Source organism: Enterobacter sp. 940_PEND (assembly GCF_001059415.1).
Classification (GTDB): Bacteria; Pseudomonadota; Gammaproteobacteria; order Enterobacterales; family Enterobacteriaceae; genus Enterobacter; species Enterobacter cloacae_M.
Genome location: NZ_JUMS01000137.1, coordinates 1 through 17,814, shown reverse-complemented (window position 1 = coordinate 17,814; position 17,814 = coordinate 1). Strand labels below are relative to the sequence as shown.

General features: G+C 56.6%; 16 protein-coding genes. 9 read left to right on the top strand and 7 right to left on the bottom strand.

Annotated elements, in window-relative coordinates; genetic code table 11:
• Window positions 1-140 precede the first annotated feature (140 nt).
• The 3 genes from eptB to ADJ24_RS19910 form a co-directional block, all read right to left on the bottom strand.
• Window positions 141-1,835: a kdo(2)-lipid A phosphoethanolamine 7''-transferase gene (gene eptB, locus ADJ24_RS19920; protein WP_023309960.1), complete on the bottom strand. Its 1,695-nt coding sequence runs from the start codon at window positions 1,833-1,835 to the stop codon at window positions 141-143.
• A 239-nt stretch (window positions 1,836-2,074) separates the two neighbouring features.
• A complete protein-coding gene (locus ADJ24_RS19915) occupies window positions 2,075-3,277 on the bottom strand; it encodes an L-lactate MFS transporter (protein WP_023309959.1) in 1,203 nt (400 codons plus the stop codon).
• Between the two features lie 238 nt (window positions 3,278-3,515).
• Window positions 3,516-4,214 (bottom strand): autotransporter domain-containing protein, encoded by a 699-nt coding sequence (locus ADJ24_RS19910; RefSeq protein WP_032667999.1) that lies wholly within the window; start codon window positions 4,212-4,214, stop codon window positions 3,516-3,518.
• Window positions 4,215-4,368: 154 nt separating this feature from the next.
• Here ADJ24_RS19910 and tag point away from each other — a divergent pair, with 154 nt between their 5' ends.
• Together tag and ADJ24_RS19900 are read left to right on the top strand one after the other, a co-directional pair.
• Window positions 4,369-4,950, top strand: a complete 582-nt coding sequence (gene tag / locus ADJ24_RS19905; protein WP_023309957.1) for a DNA-3-methyladenine glycosylase I — start codon at window positions 4,369-4,371, stop codon at window positions 4,948-4,950.
• A complete protein-coding gene (locus tag ADJ24_RS19900; RefSeq protein WP_023309956.1) occupies window positions 4,928-5,374 on the top strand; it encodes an N-acetyltransferase in 447 nt (148 codons plus the stop codon). Before tag ends, ADJ24_RS19900 begins: the two co-directional genes overlap by 23 nt.
• Here the strand turns inward: ADJ24_RS19900 and ADJ24_RS19895 are convergent.
• The gene (locus tag ADJ24_RS19895; protein ID WP_048703478.1) at window positions 5,337-7,616 is read right to left on the bottom strand and encodes a molybdopterin guanine dinucleotide-containing S/N-oxide reductase; all 2,280 of its coding nucleotides are present in this window, start codon (window positions 7,614-7,616) and stop codon (window positions 5,337-5,339) included. The two genes, ADJ24_RS19900 and ADJ24_RS19895, sit on opposite strands and share 38 nt — an antisense overlap.
• A gap of 211 nt (window positions 7,617-7,827) precedes the next feature.
• Here ADJ24_RS19895 and ADJ24_RS19890 point away from each other — a divergent pair, with 211 nt between their 5' ends.
• The 6 genes from ADJ24_RS19890 to ghrB all read left to right on the top strand — a co-directional run bounded on the left by ADJ24_RS19890 (window position 7,828) and on the right by ghrB (window position 13,881).
• The gene (locus ADJ24_RS19890) at window positions 7,828-8,490 is read left to right on the top strand and encodes an OmpA family lipoprotein (protein WP_008502762.1); all 663 of its coding nucleotides are present in this window, start codon (window positions 7,828-7,830) and stop codon (window positions 8,488-8,490) included.
• Window positions 8,491-8,670: 180 nt separating this feature from the next.
• Window positions 8,671-9,687 (top strand): LacI family DNA-binding transcriptional regulator, encoded by a 1,017-nt coding sequence (locus ADJ24_RS19885; protein WP_023309954.1) that lies wholly within the window; start codon window positions 8,671-8,673, stop codon window positions 9,685-9,687.
• A 103-nt stretch (window positions 9,688-9,790) separates the two neighbouring features.
• On the top strand, window positions 9,791-10,540 hold the full coding sequence (locus ADJ24_RS19880) for a sugar phosphate isomerase/epimerase family protein (RefSeq protein ID WP_023309953.1): 750 nt from the start codon (window positions 9,791-9,793) through the stop codon (window positions 10,538-10,540).
• A gap of 3 nt (window positions 10,541-10,543) precedes the next feature.
• Window positions 10,544-11,482 carry a sugar kinase gene (locus ADJ24_RS19875; protein WP_023309952.1) on the top strand — a complete coding sequence of 313 codons (939 nt, stop codon included), beginning with the start codon at window positions 10,544-10,546 and terminating at the stop codon, window positions 11,480-11,482.
• Window positions 11,483-11,599: 117 nt separating this feature from the next.
• Complete coding sequence (locus ADJ24_RS19870) at window positions 11,600-12,880, top strand: MFS transporter (protein ID WP_023309951.1); 1,281 nt, start codon at window positions 11,600-11,602, stop codon at window positions 12,878-12,880.
• Between the two features lie 26 nt (window positions 12,881-12,906).
• Complete coding sequence (ghrB, locus tag ADJ24_RS19865) at window positions 12,907-13,881, top strand: glyoxylate/hydroxypyruvate reductase GhrB (RefSeq protein WP_023309950.1); 975 nt, start codon at window positions 12,907-12,909, stop codon at window positions 13,879-13,881.
• Between the two features lie 58 nt (window positions 13,882-13,939).
• Here the strand turns inward: ghrB and cspE are convergent, their stop codons facing one another.
• Together cspE and ADJ24_RS19855 are read right to left on the bottom strand one after the other, a co-directional pair.
• Complete coding sequence (cspE, locus tag ADJ24_RS19860) at window positions 13,940-14,152, bottom strand: transcription antiterminator/RNA stability regulator CspE (protein WP_003860775.1); 213 nt, start codon at window positions 14,150-14,152, stop codon at window positions 13,940-13,942.
• 247 nt (window positions 14,153-14,399) lie between these two features.
• The gene (locus ADJ24_RS19855) at window positions 14,400-15,110 is read right to left on the bottom strand and encodes a DUF3053 domain-containing protein (protein ID WP_023309949.1); all 711 of its coding nucleotides are present in this window, start codon (window positions 15,108-15,110) and stop codon (window positions 14,400-14,402) included.
• Window positions 15,111-15,441: 331 nt separating this feature from the next.
• On the opposite strand from ADJ24_RS19855, the gene ADJ24_RS19850 reads away from it, so the two are divergent.
• Window positions 15,442-15,729 (top strand): HTH-type transcriptional regulator, encoded by a 288-nt coding sequence (locus ADJ24_RS19850; RefSeq protein ID WP_023309948.1) that lies wholly within the window; start codon window positions 15,442-15,444, stop codon window positions 15,727-15,729.
• A 39-nt stretch (window positions 15,730-15,768) separates the two neighbouring features.
• Here ADJ24_RS19850 and ADJ24_RS19845 read toward each other — a convergent pair whose 3' ends face one another.
• Complete coding sequence (locus tag ADJ24_RS19845) at window positions 15,769-17,388, bottom strand: ABC-F family ATP-binding cassette domain-containing protein (protein WP_023309947.1); 1,620 nt, start codon at window positions 17,386-17,388, stop codon at window positions 15,769-15,771.
• Window positions 17,389-17,814: the final 426 nt, after the last annotated feature.

Sequence of the window (17,814 nt, the reverse complement as noted above, 5' to 3'; positions counted from 1 at the left end):
GACCCACTGGTCCCAAACCAGTTGCGCTACCAAGCTGCGCTACTCGCCGAATGCGGAGCGCATCTTACTGCTGAGGTGCGCCCCCGTCAATCCCTTATTTTCAAAAAGCCATTCAACTGGCGATATTCTCGCCAGAGCAGCTACTGCGCGGCTTTTACGCTGTTATCAGGGAGTTTACACCAGTTGTTGTTTTCGTTAATCCCACCGTTCGGTGAGGTATAACCGAGACAACCCATAATGGTGTCGTACAGCTCAACGTGGCGACGCGGCACCTTCATCTCCGCCTCTTTTTTCAGCTGAGCAAACATCTTCGCCTTCTCCGGATTTTCAAGATACTTATCCGACATCCACATGATCATCGGCACGCGGAACTGTTCCGGCGGTGCCAGCTTGCGCGGCGTACCGTGCAGATGCTCTTTCTCATTGATGGATTCACCGTGATCTGCCGCGTAAATCACAATCGCTTTTTTATCGCGCAGCTGGTCGATCACCCGGCTCAGGAAGGTATCCACGTACAGCACCGAGTTGTCGTAGGCGTTGATCAGCTCCTGCTTGCTGCAGTCTTTATTAATGCCCACGCACTCAGGCTGCCACTTCGCGAAATCACGCGTGTAGCGCTGGTAGTAGCTGTAATGCGACCCTTTGGTATGCAGAATAACCAGATGCTTACCCTGCGGATGGTTCTTGAGGGACTGGGACATCTCTTCCAGCAGCAGCATGTCGTCGACGTTTTTGCCGCGGTTACGCGGTTCGGCGCCAATCTGCTCGCGGTACGCGATGTTATCTGCCAGCGTGTTGGTGTAGAACCACATCTCACTTTGCATGGCGAACAGGTCAGAGCTAAATCCAAACTGCTTCAGCACGGCAAACACGTTCTGCTCTTTCAGCGTGCGTTGCGGGTTATCACTTGCACCGCCTTCACGCACAAACATGCAGCGCAGCGAGAGCTTGGTTGCGGTATCGCAGGAGTAGCCACGGTAAGCCACCAGGTTTTTCTCCTGCGCCAGCTTTGGCGTGGTATCCCGGTTATAGCCGAGAATACCCATATGATCCCAGCGCGTCGTTTCGCCTATGACAAAGACGACGTACGTATCATCAATCCCGTCGGCTGGCGGCTGGTAGGTGAATTGTTTCGTTGGATTGATCAGCGATTTCACATCACTGGATTCGTCCGCCTGCGCCCAGGCATACAGCCCTAACGCTGACAGCCAGTTAGATGGCAAATACGAGTTTGCCACCACGCCGCCATAGCTTGGCATATCCACGCCCGTCGCTTTTTCGACGCGTTTTTGCTGCGTTTCCATCAGGCGGATAGGCGCCCACACCAGCAGACCGGCCAGCAGGACGACGACGATATTGCGGATCCGCTGTCCACGGGTGCGCAGCTGGCGTAACAGCGTATAGCGGCACGTATTGCTCCAGATAAAGAACAGCGGGATCAGACAGGCTAAAACCGTCCAGACGATAAAGCCTTTCCCTACCACCTCTTTCGAGAGGTCGATATCCGTGGTCATCACCGAGGCAACGATACCGTAACCAATGACCACGTTCATAAAGGTCATGTAATAGCTTGCGGCGGCGGAAATAATCACCACCAGCGAGGCCAAAATTTGCCAGGTACGTCGACCAAAAAGGGACAGGAGGCGTAAGAGGAAGAAGGTCGCGAGAACGGAGCCGAATACTTCTATTGCGGCAAATATACCATTACTTAGGGTAAGGTTTTCAACATACCCTTCCACTCTTCTGAACAGTACCGCGCCATTCAGAAATAATCCGATATAGACAGCCAGCATCAGACACAATCTTTGCTGGGTAAGAGACCTAATGTATTTCATGCAAACAACCCTGGGGGAAGGGGTATAAAGACCCGTCGAATCTCAAAGAGAAAGCGGACAGAGTAAGTAAATGCGTAAGGAAGCGTTATGAGAAACGTCTACAAGCGCGGTAAGTAGACCACAGCGGGAGAGAAAAGTGGCAGCAGAGAGTGTGATCGGTGTAAATTTTTACAAAATATCGAGACGGGAAGCGTCTCGCATAAAGAAAAAAGAGGCCACGGAGGCCTCTTTCATACCGCTTACGCATGCGCTTCTTTGAATACTTCGCGCTGCGGCTGGCGAATCGTGGTCGAGAGCGCCAGCGAGATAATCAGCAAGGCAAATATGACGCAGAAGGTCACGTAGAATCCGCCGAACAGGGAGGCAATCAGCGAGCCGCAGATACTGCCGATCCCGAAGCCCAGATAGATAACGCCGTAGTTTTTCGCCAGATTGTTCAGGCCAAAGAACTCGCTCACCAGTGACGGGAAGACGGTAATAGTGCCACCGAAGTTAAAGGCCACGCAGGCAATCGCCGCAAAGAAGGTGGCTTCATTCAGCGGAGCGAACAGCAGCGCCGCCATACCGACCAGCGAAACCACCTGCCCAATCGTAATCACGCGGATGCGGGCAATTTTGTCAGACAGAATACCGAGCACCAGACGACCGGAGAGGTTGGCAATGGAGATGACCGTCACCGCATTTGCCGCCGTGGCCGCATCCAGCTTCACCATGCCCTGCGCGATATCCTTCGCCACGCCGATAACATACAGACCGCTCATGCAGGCAGTCAGGAACATTACCGCCAGCATCCAGTACTGCGGCTTACGCATGGACTGCGCGAGAGTGAAGTCGTTCTCCACCACGCCGTTAACGGATTTCACTTCCTGCTGCGGCGCATCTTTCATCAGCGTGGCGCCGAACAGAATCATCACCAGCACGATTGCGCCCCAGATCATAAAAGTTTTTTCGAGGCCAACGGACGCCAGCAGGTGGGCGTCGATAAATTTGAACCCGAGGCTGCCCAGGCCATAAGAACCGATGGCGAACGCGGAGATTAAGCCTTTACGCTCCGGGAACCACTTCACGCAGTTCGACAGCGTCAGCAGGTAACCTGCGCCATCGGCCAGACCCACCAGCACGCCGGCGCTCAGCCACAGCATCATCAGGTTGCTGGAATGCGCCGTCAGGAAAAAGCCCAGACCCAGCAGAATGCCGGACGCCATGGTCACGCGCTTCACGCCAAAACGCTCCTGCAGCTTGCCCGCGACGGAAGACGAAATCGCCAGACCCAGGCTCAGCAAACCAAAGGAGAACGCGACCTGGCTGACCGGCGCGCCGAGTTTGTCGGAAAGCGCGCTGTTGAACAGGCTCCAGGTATAGACCGATCCCAATGCAAACTGAGTGACGATGGTGCCAAAGAGCGTGAGCCAGCGCGTGCGGTTATAGGTTGATGTGTTCATGGCAGTTGTCCTGCAAGAGAAATTAAGGAAGTTCGCTGAGGACAACGATAAACAAAACCTTAAAACGCCTGGGGTAAAACGGCATGAAATGCAGGCTGAACGGAATGAAATGCCTGGAATCGGGAATGAATGGCCTGGCCCGGGAATAAAGCGACAGCATGTTAGTATCTGCTATCGCTGTAAAGCCCGTGGTTATTGTATTCGAGATGTTATCGTAACGTTTAAAAAAGTAACAACTCTAGAATTTCGCGCTAACGCCGAGAGTGTATAAAAACTCCTCACCGGTGGTGGTGTGCTCCCCCTGAGCCAGCGACGCATAGGCCGCCATGTACGTGTTAAAGGGAATATCCGTTCCCACGGTGACGTCCATCCAGCTACCGCTTTGGGCAGGGGCTGGCGTTTGCGGCATGCCAAACTGCGATTTCCACTGGTTTTCACCAAACTGCTGGTTATAGCTAATCTGCGCCCAGGGATGAAGATCGCCGTACTGGGTATTCACGCGCCACCCCAGCGTGCTGACGCTGGCATGCCAGAGCGGGTCGGTGATTGCCTGCGTCGACGCGCTATCACCAAACTCGTTGATCATCATGGGCGCCGTGCCGTCGTATCGCCACGCCACCACCGGGCCGGTGGTGATACGTGCTGAAACGGGAAAATTCCAGCCCACGCTCATTGCCCCCTCCGTCGTTCTGCCAGACGGTATATTCAGGGCAAGTCCCGGCGCGTTCTGCGAAGACTGAATACGCTCAGCCAGAATATCCTCATAACGCGGTTGGTGATCCGCATCCCATGTATAGCGTTCCGCCGTATTATTTTGGGCATCTGAAACGATATATTCCTGTTGCCAGGCAGACGCTGTATTACAAAAAAACAGGCAGGCTGAAATTCCCACCAGGCCAGAAGCAGCATGGCGACCACTGATTTTTTTTATCATCATCAACGCGACCCCAGAGAGAGCCGAATTCGGCGATATTTGTCGTTATTCAGGAAGAACTTATAGACCTTGTATTAACTATTGTCTTTATAGTAAACACGTCAAGCCAGTCAGAATGAAAATTTTGCGAAATCAGTAGTAATAAGGGAGATGACGGATGGAACGTTGCGGTTGGGTAAGCCAGGATCAGCTTTATATCGACTATCACGATCGGGAATGGGGCGTGCCGGAAACGGATGGCAAAAAACTCTTTGAGATGATCTGCCTGGAGGGCCAGCAGGCGGGGCTGTCGTGGATTACGGTACTGAAAAAACGCGAAAACTACCGCAACGCCTTCCACCAGTTCGATCCTGTTGCCGTCGCCGCCATGACCGATGAGGACGTGGAACGACTGGTGCAGGACGCGGGCATCATCCGCCATCGCGGTAAGATCCAGGCCATCATCGGTAATGCACGCGCTTATCTGGCAATGGAACAAAACGGTGAATCGTTCTCAGAGTTTGTCTGGACGTTTGTGAACAACGATCCGCAGGTCACCCAGGCCGCTACGCTCGCGGAAATCCCGGCCTCCACCCCGGCCTCGGATGCGCTCTCGAAAGCCCTGAAAAAACGCGGCTTTAAGTTTGTCGGCTCCACCATCTGCTACGCCTTTATGCAGGCCTGTGGCCTGGTCAACGACCACGTTACCGGCTGCTTCTGTCATCCGGGAGGCCATCATGATCCGCAAATGGCAAAGTGAGAATACCGCGCCGCTTCTGAGCCTGTGGCTTGAAAGCACCACGGAAGCGCATCCGTTTATCGAGCCGGGTTACTGGAAAGAGAACGAGGCCATGGTGCGGGACGTTTACCTTCCGTCGGCGGAAACCTGGGTCTGGGAAGAGGATGGCGAACCTTGCGGATTTATCAGCGTGATGCAGTCTCAGTTTGTCGGCGCGCTGTTTGTCGCACCGTCATGCATAGGGAAAGGCATCGGGCGCGCGCTGCTGAACCATGTTCAACAGCGCTTCCCGCATTTAACGCTGGAGGTATATCAGAAAAATGTGCGGGCGGTGAATTTCTACCATGCTCAGGGCTTTCGCATTGAAGACAGCGCCTGGCAGGATGATACCCAGCACCCGACGTGGATCATGAGCTGGCAGGCGGATCAAACGCCGTTAAGGTAAGCTCGGGTCCCTGATATTTCTCTACCCAGGCCAGCGCCGTGTTCCCTGCGCAGCCATTCCCCAGTTTCGAGCTGGGGAGATCTTTGGTCAGCACGTTAACCGCCCCGTTTTTACAGATCCCTCCCTCGGCGGGCTCAAGGTCGGGCCATGCGCCCTGATGAATGCAGATCACGCCCGGTTTAATCCCGTCGCTCACCACTGCCCCTGCCAGCACCTGCCCGCGCGAGTTCCAGACGCGCACCACGTCGCCGTCCGCGATCCCGCGGGCTTTCGCATCAAGGGTATTCAGCGTGATCGGCTCTCGCCCGGCGACCGCATACTGCTCGCGCAGGGAGGTATAGTTAAGCTGGCTGTGCAGACGGTGAGCGGGATGCGCAGACAACACCTGCAGCTGTTCCGGCTGGGCGTTGCCGTGCCACTCGTCCGGCTCGAGCCACATAGGGTGTGGCGGGCAGTCGGCATAGCCAAAGCTGGAGATACGCTCGCTATAGATCACGATCTTTCCACTCTCGGTTTTCAGCGGGTGGCTCTCCGGGTCGCGGCGGAAATCGGCAAAACGGACAAACTTCGCGTTCTGTTCGCTCTCCGGCATCTCGACGAGCTGGTTCGCCTCCCAGAATTCAGCAAATGGCGGAAGCGTCACGCCCTGCGCCGCGCCGCGCTGTCCGGCAATCTGGTAGAAGCTCTCCAGCCATTGCAGATCGCTTTTCCCCTCGGTAAAACGCTCGCGACCGCCCGCTTCCCACAGCTCGCTCAGTTCAGCAAACACGTCAAAATCATCACGCGCCTCATCGCGCGGGGCCACAACGCGCTTCATCGGGACCATATGCTGGTTGCTGTAGTCGCCGGTCATGGTGAGATCGTTACGCTCAAACGAGGTGGTCGCCGGCAGCACGATATCTGCATGCTTAGCCGAGCCGGTCCAGAAGCACTCGGAAATCACCACCAGCTCCGGCTTTTGCCAGGCGCGTATCAGGCGGTTGGTATCCTGATGGTGCGTGAAGTTCGATCCGCCCGCCCACCAGACAAATTTAATGTCCGGGAAGTGGCGGTCCAGACCGTTGTGCTGATAAAAACCGCCCGGGTTTTCCAGGGCTTCAACAATACGCGCCACCGGGATTTTATCCACGGCATCCACGCCGCCCTGCACCGAGCCTTGCAGTGACGCCAGCACCGCCGCTTTACGCGTTGGGTTACCGCCGTTCGCAAAGTGATAGGAGAGACCAAAACCCCCGCCCGGCGTGCCGATCTGCCCAAGCATTGCGGCAAGGGTGACCAGCATCCAGTGTTTTTGCTCGCCAAACTGCTGGCGCTGCATTCCCCAGCCGGACATTAACATGGTGGTATTTTTATGGAACAACGCCGCCAGTTCGCGGAGTTTGTCCGCAGGAACGCCACAAATTTCTGCGGCCCACTCTGCCGTTTTTGCTACCCCATCGGATTGGCCCGTCAGGTAGTGGGCGAATTTATCGAAGCCGGTGGTACAGCGCGTCAGGAATTCAACATCGTGCCAGCCGTTTTCTACCAGCGTATGGGCAATCCCCAGCATCATCGCCACGTCGGTGCCCATATGAGGGGCAATCCACTCGGCGCTGTCGCCGAAGAAATCCATGGTTTCAGAGCGCATCGGGTCAATGCAGATGATGCGCTTTCCGCTTTTGCGCAGCGCGTCGAAATACCCGATGCCCTGCTCGTCGCTGGCGTTCCAGGCAATTTTCAGCGTGTTGAGGGGGTTAGCGCTCCAGAGCACCACCACGTCGGTATGTGCCAGCACCAGCGGCCAGCTGGTCTGCTGCTGGTACACTTCGTTCCCCCCCACGACGTACGGCATGATCGCCTGCGCCGCGCCGGTGGAGTAATCCCCCAGATGGCCGGTATAGCCTCCCGCCAGGCTCATGTAACGCTGCAGCAGCGTCGAGGCCTTGTGCAGCACGCCGTTAGAACGCCAGCCGTACGACCCGGCGAAAATGGACGACGGACCATAGCTGTCGCGAATGCGCTTGTGCTGGGCGTGGATCAGCGCCAGCGCGTCATCCCAGCTCACGCGAACAAACTCATCCTGACCGCGAATCCCCTGTGGCTTATCCGGCGAGGCCAGAAAACCTTTACGCACCATCGGCCAACGCACGCGCGTTTTGCTGTGCACCTGATCGCGAACGACGGTCTGTAACGAGTTGGGATGTTGGGTTGGCAGTGCCCCGCGGGACGACAGAACATTTTCGCCATCGGTTTCGACCAGCATCGGCCCCCAGTGGGCGGCGGTCAGAATGGTTTTCGTTGAGGTGCTCAAGCGTGCGCTCCTGGTTGCGTGCAGGTTTACGGCCTTCTTTCTGAGGCAGTTTATGGTTTGTCACAAATTTCAGAGTTATACCCGGAATTTTCTCCGTATCTGGACGTCATAATCAACTGCCACGCTCGCCGTGGCAAAGAATAAAAAGGATTAAGGAAAGAAGATGAAAAAACGCGTACTCGTTATTGCCGCTCTGGTGAGCGGTGCACTGGCTGTTTCTGGCTGCACAACTAACCCTTACACCGGTGAGCGTGAAGCGGGTAAATCCGGCATTGGCGCGGGTATCGGCTCGCTGGTCGGCGCAGGCGTTGGGGCGCTCTCCTCCTCCAAGAAAGACCGCGGCAAAGGCGCGCTGATTGGCGCAGCGGCGGGCGCGGCGCTGGGCGGCGGCGTTGGCTATTACATGGACGTGCAGGAAGCGAAGCTGCGCGACAAAATGAAGGGAACCGGCGTGAGCGTGACGCGCAGCGGCGATAACATCATCCTGAATATGCCGAACAACGTGACCTTCGATAGCAGCAGCGCAACGCTGAAACCAGCAGGCGCAAACACCCTGACCGGCGTGGCGATGGTGCTGAAAGAGTACAATAAAACCGCCGTTAACGTGATTGGCTATACCGACAGTACCGGCAGCCAGGATCTGAACATGCGTCTGTCTCAGCAGCGCGCCGATTCCGTGGCCAGCTCGCTGATTACCCAGGGTGTTGAAGCGAACCGTATCCGCACCAGCGGCATGGGCCCTGCCAACCCTATCGCCAGCAACAGCACGGCGGAAGGCAAAGCGCAGAACCGCCGCGTTGAGATTACGTTAAGCCCAATTCAGTAGGTAAAAGCAAAACGGCAACGCTCGTTGCCGTTTTTAGCGGTTGCACCCTCTCCCGTGGGAGAGGGCTGGGGTGAGGGCACCAGACCGCAACCTCCGGTAAGCGCAGCGCCACCGGGCAAATTACTTGATTCGTCTGATTTTCCCGCTAAGGTATTCTCACTAAATTCAGGGAAATCAGCGATGAGCAAACCAGCCCGGGCCACCATCAGCGACGTGGCGAAAGCCGCCAAAACCGGTAAAACCAGTATTTCACGCTACCTTAACGGCGAGAAACACCTGCTGTCCGACGCATTGCTGGCGCGTATTGAACAGGCCATTGCCGATCTCGACTACCGTCCCAGCCTCATGGCGCGCGGGCTCAAACGCGGCCGCACCCGCCTTATCGGGCTTATCATCGCCGATATCACCAACCCCTATTCCGTTAACGTGCTCAGCGGTATTGAAGCCGCCTGTCGCGAGAAGGGGTTCACGCCGCTGGTCTGTAATACCAACAACGAAGTTGACCAGGAGCTGCATTACCTCGATCTGCTGCGCAGCTATCAGGTCGAAGGGATTGTGGTGAACGCGGTGGGCATGCGGGAAGAGGGTTTAAACCGCCTGCAGCAGTCCTCTCTGCCTATGGTCCTCATCGACCGTAAAATCCCGGAATTTGCCTGCGATGTGGTCGGTCTGGATAACACCCAGGCAGCCACTACCGCCACCGAACATCTGATCGAACAGGGCTTCGAGGCCATTCTGTTTCTGAGTGAACCGTTAGGGATGGTCAATACCCGTCGCGAGCGCCTGAGCGCATTTCGCACCACGCTGGAGCGATATCCCGGCGTGATCGCCGAAAATGCCGAAACGCCGCTTCACGAAGCTGACCAGCTCGATAACACCCTGCGCCAGTTCCACACGCGCCATCGCGGCATGCGCAAAGCCGTTATCTCCGCCAACGGGGCGCTGACGCTTCAGGTCGCCCGCTCGCTCAAGCGCATTGGCCTGCACTGGGGCAGCGATATCGGTCTGCTGGGGTTTGATGAACTGGAGTGGGCGGAGCTGGCAGGCGTCGGCATTACGACCCTCAAACAGCCCACCTGGCAGATTGGCTATGCTGCTGTTGAACAAGTGGTTCGTCGTATTGAAGGCACCAGCGATGCCGTTCGCGAGCAGGTCTTCTCCGGCGAGCTGATCGTTCGCGGCTCCACGGCGCGTTAATTTTCCCTTGTGATACCGATCATAAATTCGACATCCTGACCTTTTCTTTGGAACCGGTTCCATCTAGCGTAATAGTATTGATATGTTGCGATGGAGTCCGAAGATGGGCAGGAAAATTATGGTGGTCACCGCCGCGTACGGTGCGGAACAGGTGCGACAGGCGGGCGGTCAGCGGGCAATGCTTCCAGTGATTGCAGGCGCGGGGGCAGACGGCGTGGAGATCCGCCGGGAATTGTTCAACAGCGAAGAGCTACTGGCGCTGCCTGCGCTGGGAGAATCCATTGAGCTGCTCGGCCTGCTGGCGTGCTACTCCGCCCCCGCCGCCCTGTTTATGCCTGACGGCACCCTCAACCCGGACCTGACCCGCTATCTCTCTGAGGCCAGCACCCTGAACGCCCTGTGGCTGAAGGTTTCCCTGGGCCATTTCCGCGACGCGCAGCCTCTCGACGCCCTGCGTACCCTGCTGAACGCAAGCGGCATGGCGCTGGTCGTGGAGAACGATCAGACCGACTGCGGACAGCTCGCGCCCATGCAGCGCTTCCAGACCGCCTGTCGGGAAATGGCCTTACCCGTCACGCTGACCTTCGATATGGGCAACTGGCTGTGGGTTGGCGATTCGCCTGAAGAGGCCGCGCGTCATCTGGCCCCTGCGGTGAGCTATATCCACGTGAAAGCGGCCGTGCCGCACAAAGATAACTTCCGCGCCGTGGCGCCAGACCACGCCGATGCGCGCTGGCTGGATCTGCTCGGCCAGTTGCCTGCCGATGCCCCGCGCGGTATCGAGTTCCCGCTGGAAGGGACGGATTTAACCGCCGTTACCCGCCATTACGTCAACCTGCTGCGCGAGGAGTAAAACATGCACAAGACGCTGGATGTCATCACGATCGGCGAAGCCATGGCGATGTTTGTCGCCACTGAAACGGGTGAGCTGAGCGCGGTGGAGCACTTTATCAAGCGCGTGGCAGGCGCAGAGCTGAACGTCGCAACCGGCCTGGCGCGTCTCGGCCTGAACGTCGGCTGGGTCAGCCGCGTGGGGGACGACAGCTTTGGCCATTTCGTTCTCGACTCGCTGAAAAAAGAGGGAATTGATGCCGCAGGCGTCACCCTCGATGGACGCTTCCCTACCGGCTTTCAGCTTAAATCTAAAGTCGAAAATGGAACCGATCCCATCGTGGAGTATTTTCGTAAAGGATCGGCGGCAAGCCACCTCTCTGTAGAAGACTATCACGCCGACTATTTCGCCTCTGCGCGCCATCTGCACCTGAGCGGCGTGGCGGCAGCACTATCCGCCACCTCGTATGAGCTGCTGGATCACGCGGCAGCCACGCTGAAAGCCAGGGGAAAAACGATCTCTTTCGATCCAAACCTGCGCCCGGTGCTGTGGAAAAGCGAAGCGGAAATGGTCGAGAAGCTCAACCGTCTGGCGTTCCAGGCGGACTGGGTTCTGCCGGGCCTGAAAGAAGGGATGACCCTGACCGGCAAAAGCACGCCGGAAGGCATTGCCGATTTCTACCTGAATAAAGGGGTAAAAGCGGTGGTGCTGAAGACCGGCGCCGATGGCGCATGGTTTAAGACGGCTGACGGCCAACAGGGCGCGGTCGCGGCGGTGAAGGTTGAGAACGTTGTCGACACCGTCGGCGCGGGCGACGGTTTTGCCGTGGGCGTGATTAGCGCCCTGCTGGAAGGCAAAACGCTGCCGCAGGCCGTGGCGCGGGGCAACAAGATTGGCTCGCTGGCCATTCAGGTGCAGGGCGACAGCGAAGGATTACCAACGCGAGCAGAGCTCGGCATTTAAATTCCCTCTCCCTGTGAGAGAGGGCCAGGGTGAGGGCAGCAAGCCACACCAAATAATTAAGCCACCGTGTACCCTACAGACAACGGCGGTAACAACCTCAACAACAGAGGCAAGCCTATGAACAGTTCGACCAATGCAGTAAAACGCTGGTGGTACATCATGCCAATCGTGTTTATCACGTACAGCCTGGCGTACCTTGACCGTGCCAACTTCAGCTTCGCGTCCGCAGCGGGGATAACAGAGGACCTTGGGATCACCAAAGGTATCTCCTCCCTGCTGGGTGCCCTTTTCTTCCTGGGCTACTTCTTCTTCCAGATCCCGGGCGCGATTTATGCAGAACGCCGCAGCGTGCGTAAGCTGATCTTCGTCTGTCTGATCCTGTGGGGCGCCTGCGCATCACTGACCGGCGTGGTGAACAATATTCCTGCCCTGGCCGCCATTCGCTTTATCCTCGGCGTCGTTGAGGCGGCGGTCATGCCGGCGATGCTGATCTACATCAGCAACTGGTTTACCAAATCCGAACGCTCGCGCGCGAATACCTTCCTGATCCTCGGTAACCCGGTCACGGTACTGTGGATGTCGGTTGTGTCTGGCTACCTGATCCAGTCCTTCGGCTGGCGCGAAATGTTTATCATCGAAGGGGTCCCGGCAGTGATCTGGGCATTCTGCTGGTGGGTACTGGTAAAAGATAAACCAGCCCAGGCGAAATGGCTTTCCGAAGACGAAAAAGCGGCGCTGCAGGCGCAGCTGGATAAAGAACAGCAAGGTCTGAAGGCGGTACGCAACTACGGTGAAGCCTTCCGCTCGCGCAACGTGATCCTGCTCTGCGCGCAGTATTTTACCTGGAGCATTGGCGTATACGGTTTTGTGCTGTGGCTGCCGTCGATTATCCGCAGCGGCGGCGAGAACCTCGGCATGGTAGAAGTGGGCTGGCTCTCTTCCGTACCGTATCTGGCCGCGACCATCGCCATGATCGTCGTCTCCTGGGCGTCGGACAAGCTGCAGAACCGAAAATTGTTTGTCTGGCCGCTGCTGCTGATCGCTGCTTTTGCCTTTATCGGCTCGTGGGCCGTGGGTGCAAATCACTTCTGGGCCTCTTATACCCTGCTGGTGGTCGCCGGTGCCGCCATGTATGCCCCGTATGGTCCATTCTTTGCCATCATCCCGGAAATGCTGCCGCGTAACGTCGCGGGTGGCGCGATGGCGCTGATTAACAGCATGGGTGCGCTGGGGTCGTTCTGCGGCTCATGGTTCGTCGGCTACCTGAACGGTGCCACCGGCAGCCCGTCCGCATCGTACATCTTTATGGGGGTGGCGCTTTTCGCCTCCGTGTGGCTTACTCTGATTGTTAAGCCTGCTAATAATCAACAACACCCTGTCGGCGCACGCCACGCCTGAATCCTTAAAAATCAACGGAGATTAGCATGAAGCCGTCCGTCATTTTGTACAAAGCACTGCCGGAAGATCTGCAGAAACGCCTTGAAGAACACTTCACCGTCACGCAGGTGAAGAACCTGAGCCCGGAAACCGTGGCGCAGCACGCAGAAGCGTTCGCCAGCGCCGAAGGCCTGCTGGGTTCAAGCGAGAAAGTGGATGTCGCCCTGCTGGAGAAAATGCCGAAGCTTCGTGCTACCTCTACCGTTTCCGTGGGTTACGACAATTTCGATGTGGATGCCCTTAACGCCCGCAAGATCCTGCTGATGCATACGCCACATGCCCTGACGGAAACCGTGGCCGATACGCTGATGGCGCTGGTACTCACCACGGCACGTCGTGTAGTGGAAGTAGCCGAGCGCGTCAAAGCGGGCGAATGGACAAAAAGCATTGGACCGGACTGGTTCGGCGTGGACGTTAACGGCAAAACGCTGGGCATTGTTGGCATGGGGCGTATCGGGCTGGCACTGGCGCAGCGCGCGCATTTTGGTTTTAACATGCCGATTCTGTATAACGCGCGTCGCCATCACAGTGAAGCCGAAGAACGCTTCAACGCCCGCTACTGCGAGCTGGATACCCTGCTGGAGGAAGCCGATTTTGTCTGCCTGGTTCTGCCGCTGACGGACGAAACCCGTCATCTGATAGGTAAAGAGGCGTTTGAAAAAATGAAGAAATCCGCCATTTTCATCAACGCGGGTCGCGGCCCGGTGGTGGATGAGAAGGCGCTGATTGAAGCTCTGCAGAACGGTGAGATCCATGCCGCAGGTCTGGACGTATTTGAACAGGAGCCGCTGCCGGTGGATTCCCCGCTGCTGGCAATGCCAAACGTCGTCGCCCTGCCCCACATCGGCTCAGCCACCCATGAGACGCGCTACAACATGGCGGCCACTGCGGTCGATAACCTTATCGCCGCCCTAAGCGGAAAGGTGGAGATAAACTGCGTGAACCCGCAGGTGCAACGATAGAAACGAAAAAACCCGCCAGAAGGCGGGTTTTTGAATTTTGTGCTACTGGGTTGGAAGCTTACAGGCTTACAACGTTACCAGCTGCTGGGCCTTTAGCGCCGCTTTCGATGGTGAAGGAAACTTTCTGACCTTCGTCCAGAGATTTGTAGCCATCGTTCTGGATAGCAGAGAAGTGTACGAACACGTCTTTAGAGCCATCGTCAGGAGTGATGAAGCCGAAACCTTTATCAGCGTTGAACCATTTTACCAGACCAGTCATTTTAGCAGACATAGAAATTACCTTATTAACAAATATATTGAGCCTTCCGGCTTGATGGATTGCGTTACAGATTTTTAAGCGATGAAGGAAGGGTCACAACGAAGGGTATCTATGGATAACAATCTGGACTGCTTTACTAAACTGCTTTAGGTCTGTGTAACAAACCGACGGGGATAGTTATACCGATGTGGTAGAAGAATGACAAGCGTTATTTTCCATAAGCATAAAAAAACCCCGCCGGGAGCGGGGTTTTTTCGGTTTATTCTGTGGCCGTGACGGCGGCACTCCAGGCCTGGCTAAAGGCCTGATGCTGGGAGGCCAGCGGCCCAATCAGCGTATTGTACTGGCTTGCCTGCTGCGAGGTCGGGAACTGAATGCCGTTGGCAACGAAGCTCACCTGAGTATCCTGCTGGGCAATAAAGTCGCCCACCTGAACCAGCTGCTGCGTGAAGATTTGCGCGGCCGGAATCAGCGGTTGCAGCGCTTCAGACGGTTTCGTCACCACTTTCTCGTACACTTTGTCGAAGACAGGTTTGAGATCGTCACCCTGCTTCAGCGCAGAACGTGACGCGTCAGCCTGCATTTTCGCATTCTGCAACTGCTGGCTCAGCACGCCAAGCGCACCGTTGGACTGGCGAAGCGGTTCACGCTGCGTCATATAATCCTGCGGAACGCGAATGGCGTTCACGCTATCCACTACCGGGCGGATACCGGAATCCATCGCCTGGCTCACCTGCTGTGAATAACCATAAAGAATGGCGTAATCGGACACGAAGGGGCCAAACTGTTTTTTCTGATCCGCAGTCAGCGTCGGCAACCGCTCGCCGCTGCGCATCACTGTATTCTGCAGAAAATCGATAAACGCTTTGCGCTGATCGCCTTCTTTATCAAAACACCCACTCAGGCTAACAACCATCAACAACGCCGCAATAGGCGCAAACCAGCGAGAGCAGGACTTTCCTGTCGCCATTTTATTACTCCTTTCACCCAAAAAAGCGCACACCGGCACACGCGTGCCCGACGCTGACAAGGATAGTCCAGGTCAGCCTTGCAAGATACTCTTTTCATGCAAAACGGCTATTGCCGATTTATTTCTTACCATTTACAAAAAAATACCTGCCGAAGCCGACATATGAATAATCAGGTAATTAGCATAACTATCCATATCGCTGAATCGGGTAAAGCGATCGTTATCGCACGATTAATCACACCCGTGACGATCCTGGGTTCGTATTAGGGACTATTCTTAACTGGCTCTCTGATGTTCTTGATCACGATGTGAGATTTAAGAGGAGTCCTCAATGGAATATAAAGATCCTGAGTTTGAGCTGCTGAGCAGTCTGGAACAGATCATTTTTAAAGACGTACCGCAGACGATTAGCCTGCAACAAAAATCCAATCCCTTTACAGAATATGAGCAATTGCGCAAAGGGACAGGACTGAAAACCGAAGAATTCGCCAGAGCGATGGGTGTCAGCGTGGCTATGGTGCAGGAGTGGGAGTCAAAACGTGAGAAACCCACCCCAACCGAGTTAAGGCTGATGCGCCTGATTCAGGCCAACCCTGCACTCAGCAAACAGATAGCGTAGTGAAGATTGAATGCCCCCGCCTCTGCGGGGGCTTGTGTTTTAAAGGCTCTCGCAACGCCAGCCCGCCTCTTCCCATACCCACTCATGCGTTAACGTTAAGCCTCTTAAAAAAGCCTCGTCGTGTGATACCACCAGCAGAGCTCCGGGGAAACCGGCCAGCGCCGCTTCAATGGCCTGGACCGAGGCCAAATCCAGATGGTTGGTAGGTTCATCCAGCAGCAGAAGCTGGGTGGCCTCCGCGCGCCACAGCACGCAGGCCAGGGCGGCCTTAAGACGCTCGCCGCCGCTGAGCTCCGCCAGGGGGAGCGTAGCTTTGTCGGCACCCAGTTGAAGCTGCGCCAGACGGGTTCGCAATACCCCCTCTTCCAGAGGCGTATGACTTAGGTTGAGATGCGTCATGACCGACTGCGAAAGATCGAGCCGGGACAGATGCTGGTCGAGATAAGCGCAGCTGACGGAAACCCTACAGGTACCCGAACGGGGAGCAATCTCGCCGAGGAGGGTTTTTAACAGCGTCGATTTGCCGCAGCCGTTCGGTCCCTTTAACGCCACGCGCATCGGTCCGTCCATTCGCAAGTTGAGCGGAGGAACAGGCACATGCGGCAGCACCAGATCCTCCAGCACCAGCACCTGCTTCCCCTCCGGGATCTGACTCCCCGGCAGGGTGAACATTACCGGGTTATCTTCCTCAACGCGTTCACGCGCCTTATTTACCGCGGCGTTCAGGGCTTCATTTTGCTCGCTGTGCTGTTTTTTCCAGGAGCCGATCCGCTCCTTTGCCGCGCCTTTATATTTGACCCGCTCGAACGACGCGATATTCAGGGTATCGACGGTGCGTAACGTCTTTGCCGACCGCCGCTGGCTATCGTCATGCTCTTTTTGCATGCGTACCCGGGTGCGTTTGCGCTCGGTTGCCGCATGTTCCAGCGCCGCGCGGGCCGCCTGCTGTTCGGCATCGCGCTGGGTTTGATAATCCGCATAATTCCCGCCGTAGCTGCGCAGGCCCGAGGCGCTCAGCTCAAGGATACGCGGCACCTGCTCCAGAAGTTCGCGGTCATGGGAGGCTACCAGCACGCCGCCCTGAAAACGATGGAGCTGGTCGTAGAACCACGCCCGGCCCTGTCGGTCCAGATGGTTAGTGGGCTCGTCCAGCAGCATGAAATCGGCTTCAGCCGTAAACGCCCCGCACAGCAGGGCGCGAATGCGCTCGCCGCCGCTGAGTTCGCCGGCGGGTTTATCCGGATCAAACGGTGGGAGCTGCGCATTGATAAACGCCTCGCTCAGGCGCTCGGCAACATCCCAGCGGCCGTCAAGCAGCTCCAGATCGTCAGGCTGATAATCGCCGCTGTCGATGCGCTTACGCGCCGCAAAAATCGCGTCATACCCGAGCAGTTCAGCAAGCGTCGTCTGCGGCGAAATGACGTGCTGCTGCGCCACCCAGGCATGCGAGCCAAAGCGTTCAATATGACCGGAAGCCGGTTCGTCCAGCCCCGCCAGCAGACGCAGCAGACGCGTTTTCCCGCTGCCGTTGCGGCCAACCAGCGCGCACAGGGAGGGTTCCAGCGTGAGATTCAGCGGACCAAAAAGGGTATCGCCCGTCGGAAACTGACAGGTGACCTGATGCAAAATAAAAGAAGGGGACTGCGCAAAATGAGCCATAAGCACTCCTGAATGAAATCAAAACATCCCCTGCCGACGCGGTGGCGTTTAGCAAGGATCGAAATTCATCAGTCGTGTTTGTTCATTTTTGGGGGGCGCTCCAGCGCGAGAAAGTTAACACGTTAAGGATAGCGGTAATGCGTTGACGGTTTCAAGGTTAAATTTTGGTCGAATTGTACTCCCTCTCCCTTTGGGCTGAGGGATCCCCACCAAATATTGTCTGCACTGACGACCCCCTCTCCCTTGAGGGAGAGGGCTGGGGTGAGGGGAAGCATACGGCTCTGGTAGTCATTCCGTTCACTTTATGTTCCTTGCTACTCTGTAAAGACAATACCCGTGAACGTGCCAGGGTGGCTCAGTCGCCACCACCCTGGCTACCCGGGCTCCCGGCGGTAAATCGCCGCTACGCGGTACCTTCGGCTTATT

Bases quoted from the DNA above. Each gene is read 5' to 3' on its own strand.
- ADJ24_RS19850 (WP_023309948.1), top strand. From the start codon at position 15,442: ATGGAATATAAAGATCCTGAGTTTGAGCTGCTGAGCAGTCTGGAACAG.
- tag (WP_023309957.1), top strand. From the start codon at position 4,369: ATGGAACGTTGCGGTTGGGTAAGCCAGGATCAGCTTTATATCGACTAT.
- ADJ24_RS19875 (WP_023309952.1), top strand. From the start codon at position 10,544: ATGCACAAGACGCTGGATGTCATCACGATCGGCGAAGCCATGGCGATG.
- ADJ24_RS19845 (WP_023309947.1), bottom strand. From the start codon at position 17,388: ATGGCTCATTTTGCGCAGTCCCCTTCTTTTATTTTGCATCAGGTCACC.
- ADJ24_RS19900 (WP_023309956.1), top strand. From the start codon at position 4,928: ATGATCCGCAAATGGCAAAGTGAGAATACCGCGCCGCTTCTGAGCCTG.
- eptB (WP_023309960.1), bottom strand. From the start codon at position 1,835: ATGAAATACATTAGGTCTCTTACCCAGCAAAGATTGTGTCTGATGCTG.
- ADJ24_RS19890 (WP_008502762.1), top strand. From the start codon at position 7,828: ATGAAAAAACGCGTACTCGTTATTGCCGCTCTGGTGAGCGGTGCACTG.
- ADJ24_RS19855 (WP_023309949.1), bottom strand. From the start codon at position 15,110: ATGGCGACAGGAAAGTCCTGCTCTCGCTGGTTTGCGCCTATTGCGGCG.
- cspE (WP_003860775.1), bottom strand. From the start codon at position 14,152: ATGTCTGCTAAAATGACTGGTCTGGTAAAATGGTTCAACGCTGATAAA.
- ADJ24_RS19895 (WP_048703478.1), bottom strand. From the start codon at position 7,616: ATGCTGGTCGAAACCGATGGCGAAAATGTTCTGTCGTCCCGCGGGGCA.
- ADJ24_RS19915 (WP_023309959.1), bottom strand. From the start codon at position 3,277: ATGAACACATCAACCTATAACCGCACGCGCTGGCTCACGCTCTTTGGC.
- ADJ24_RS19870 (WP_023309951.1), top strand. From the start codon at position 11,600: ATGAACAGTTCGACCAATGCAGTAAAACGCTGGTGGTACATCATGCCA.
- ADJ24_RS19880 (WP_023309953.1), top strand. From the start codon at position 9,791: ATGGGCAGGAAAATTATGGTGGTCACCGCCGCGTACGGTGCGGAACAG.
- ADJ24_RS19885 (WP_023309954.1), top strand. From the start codon at position 8,671: ATGAGCAAACCAGCCCGGGCCACCATCAGCGACGTGGCGAAAGCCGCC.
- ghrB (WP_023309950.1), top strand. From the start codon at position 12,907: ATGAAGCCGTCCGTCATTTTGTACAAAGCACTGCCGGAAGATCTGCAG.
- ADJ24_RS19910 (WP_032667999.1), bottom strand. From the start codon at position 4,214: ATGATGATAAAAAAAATCAGTGGTCGCCATGCTGCTTCTGGCCTGGTG.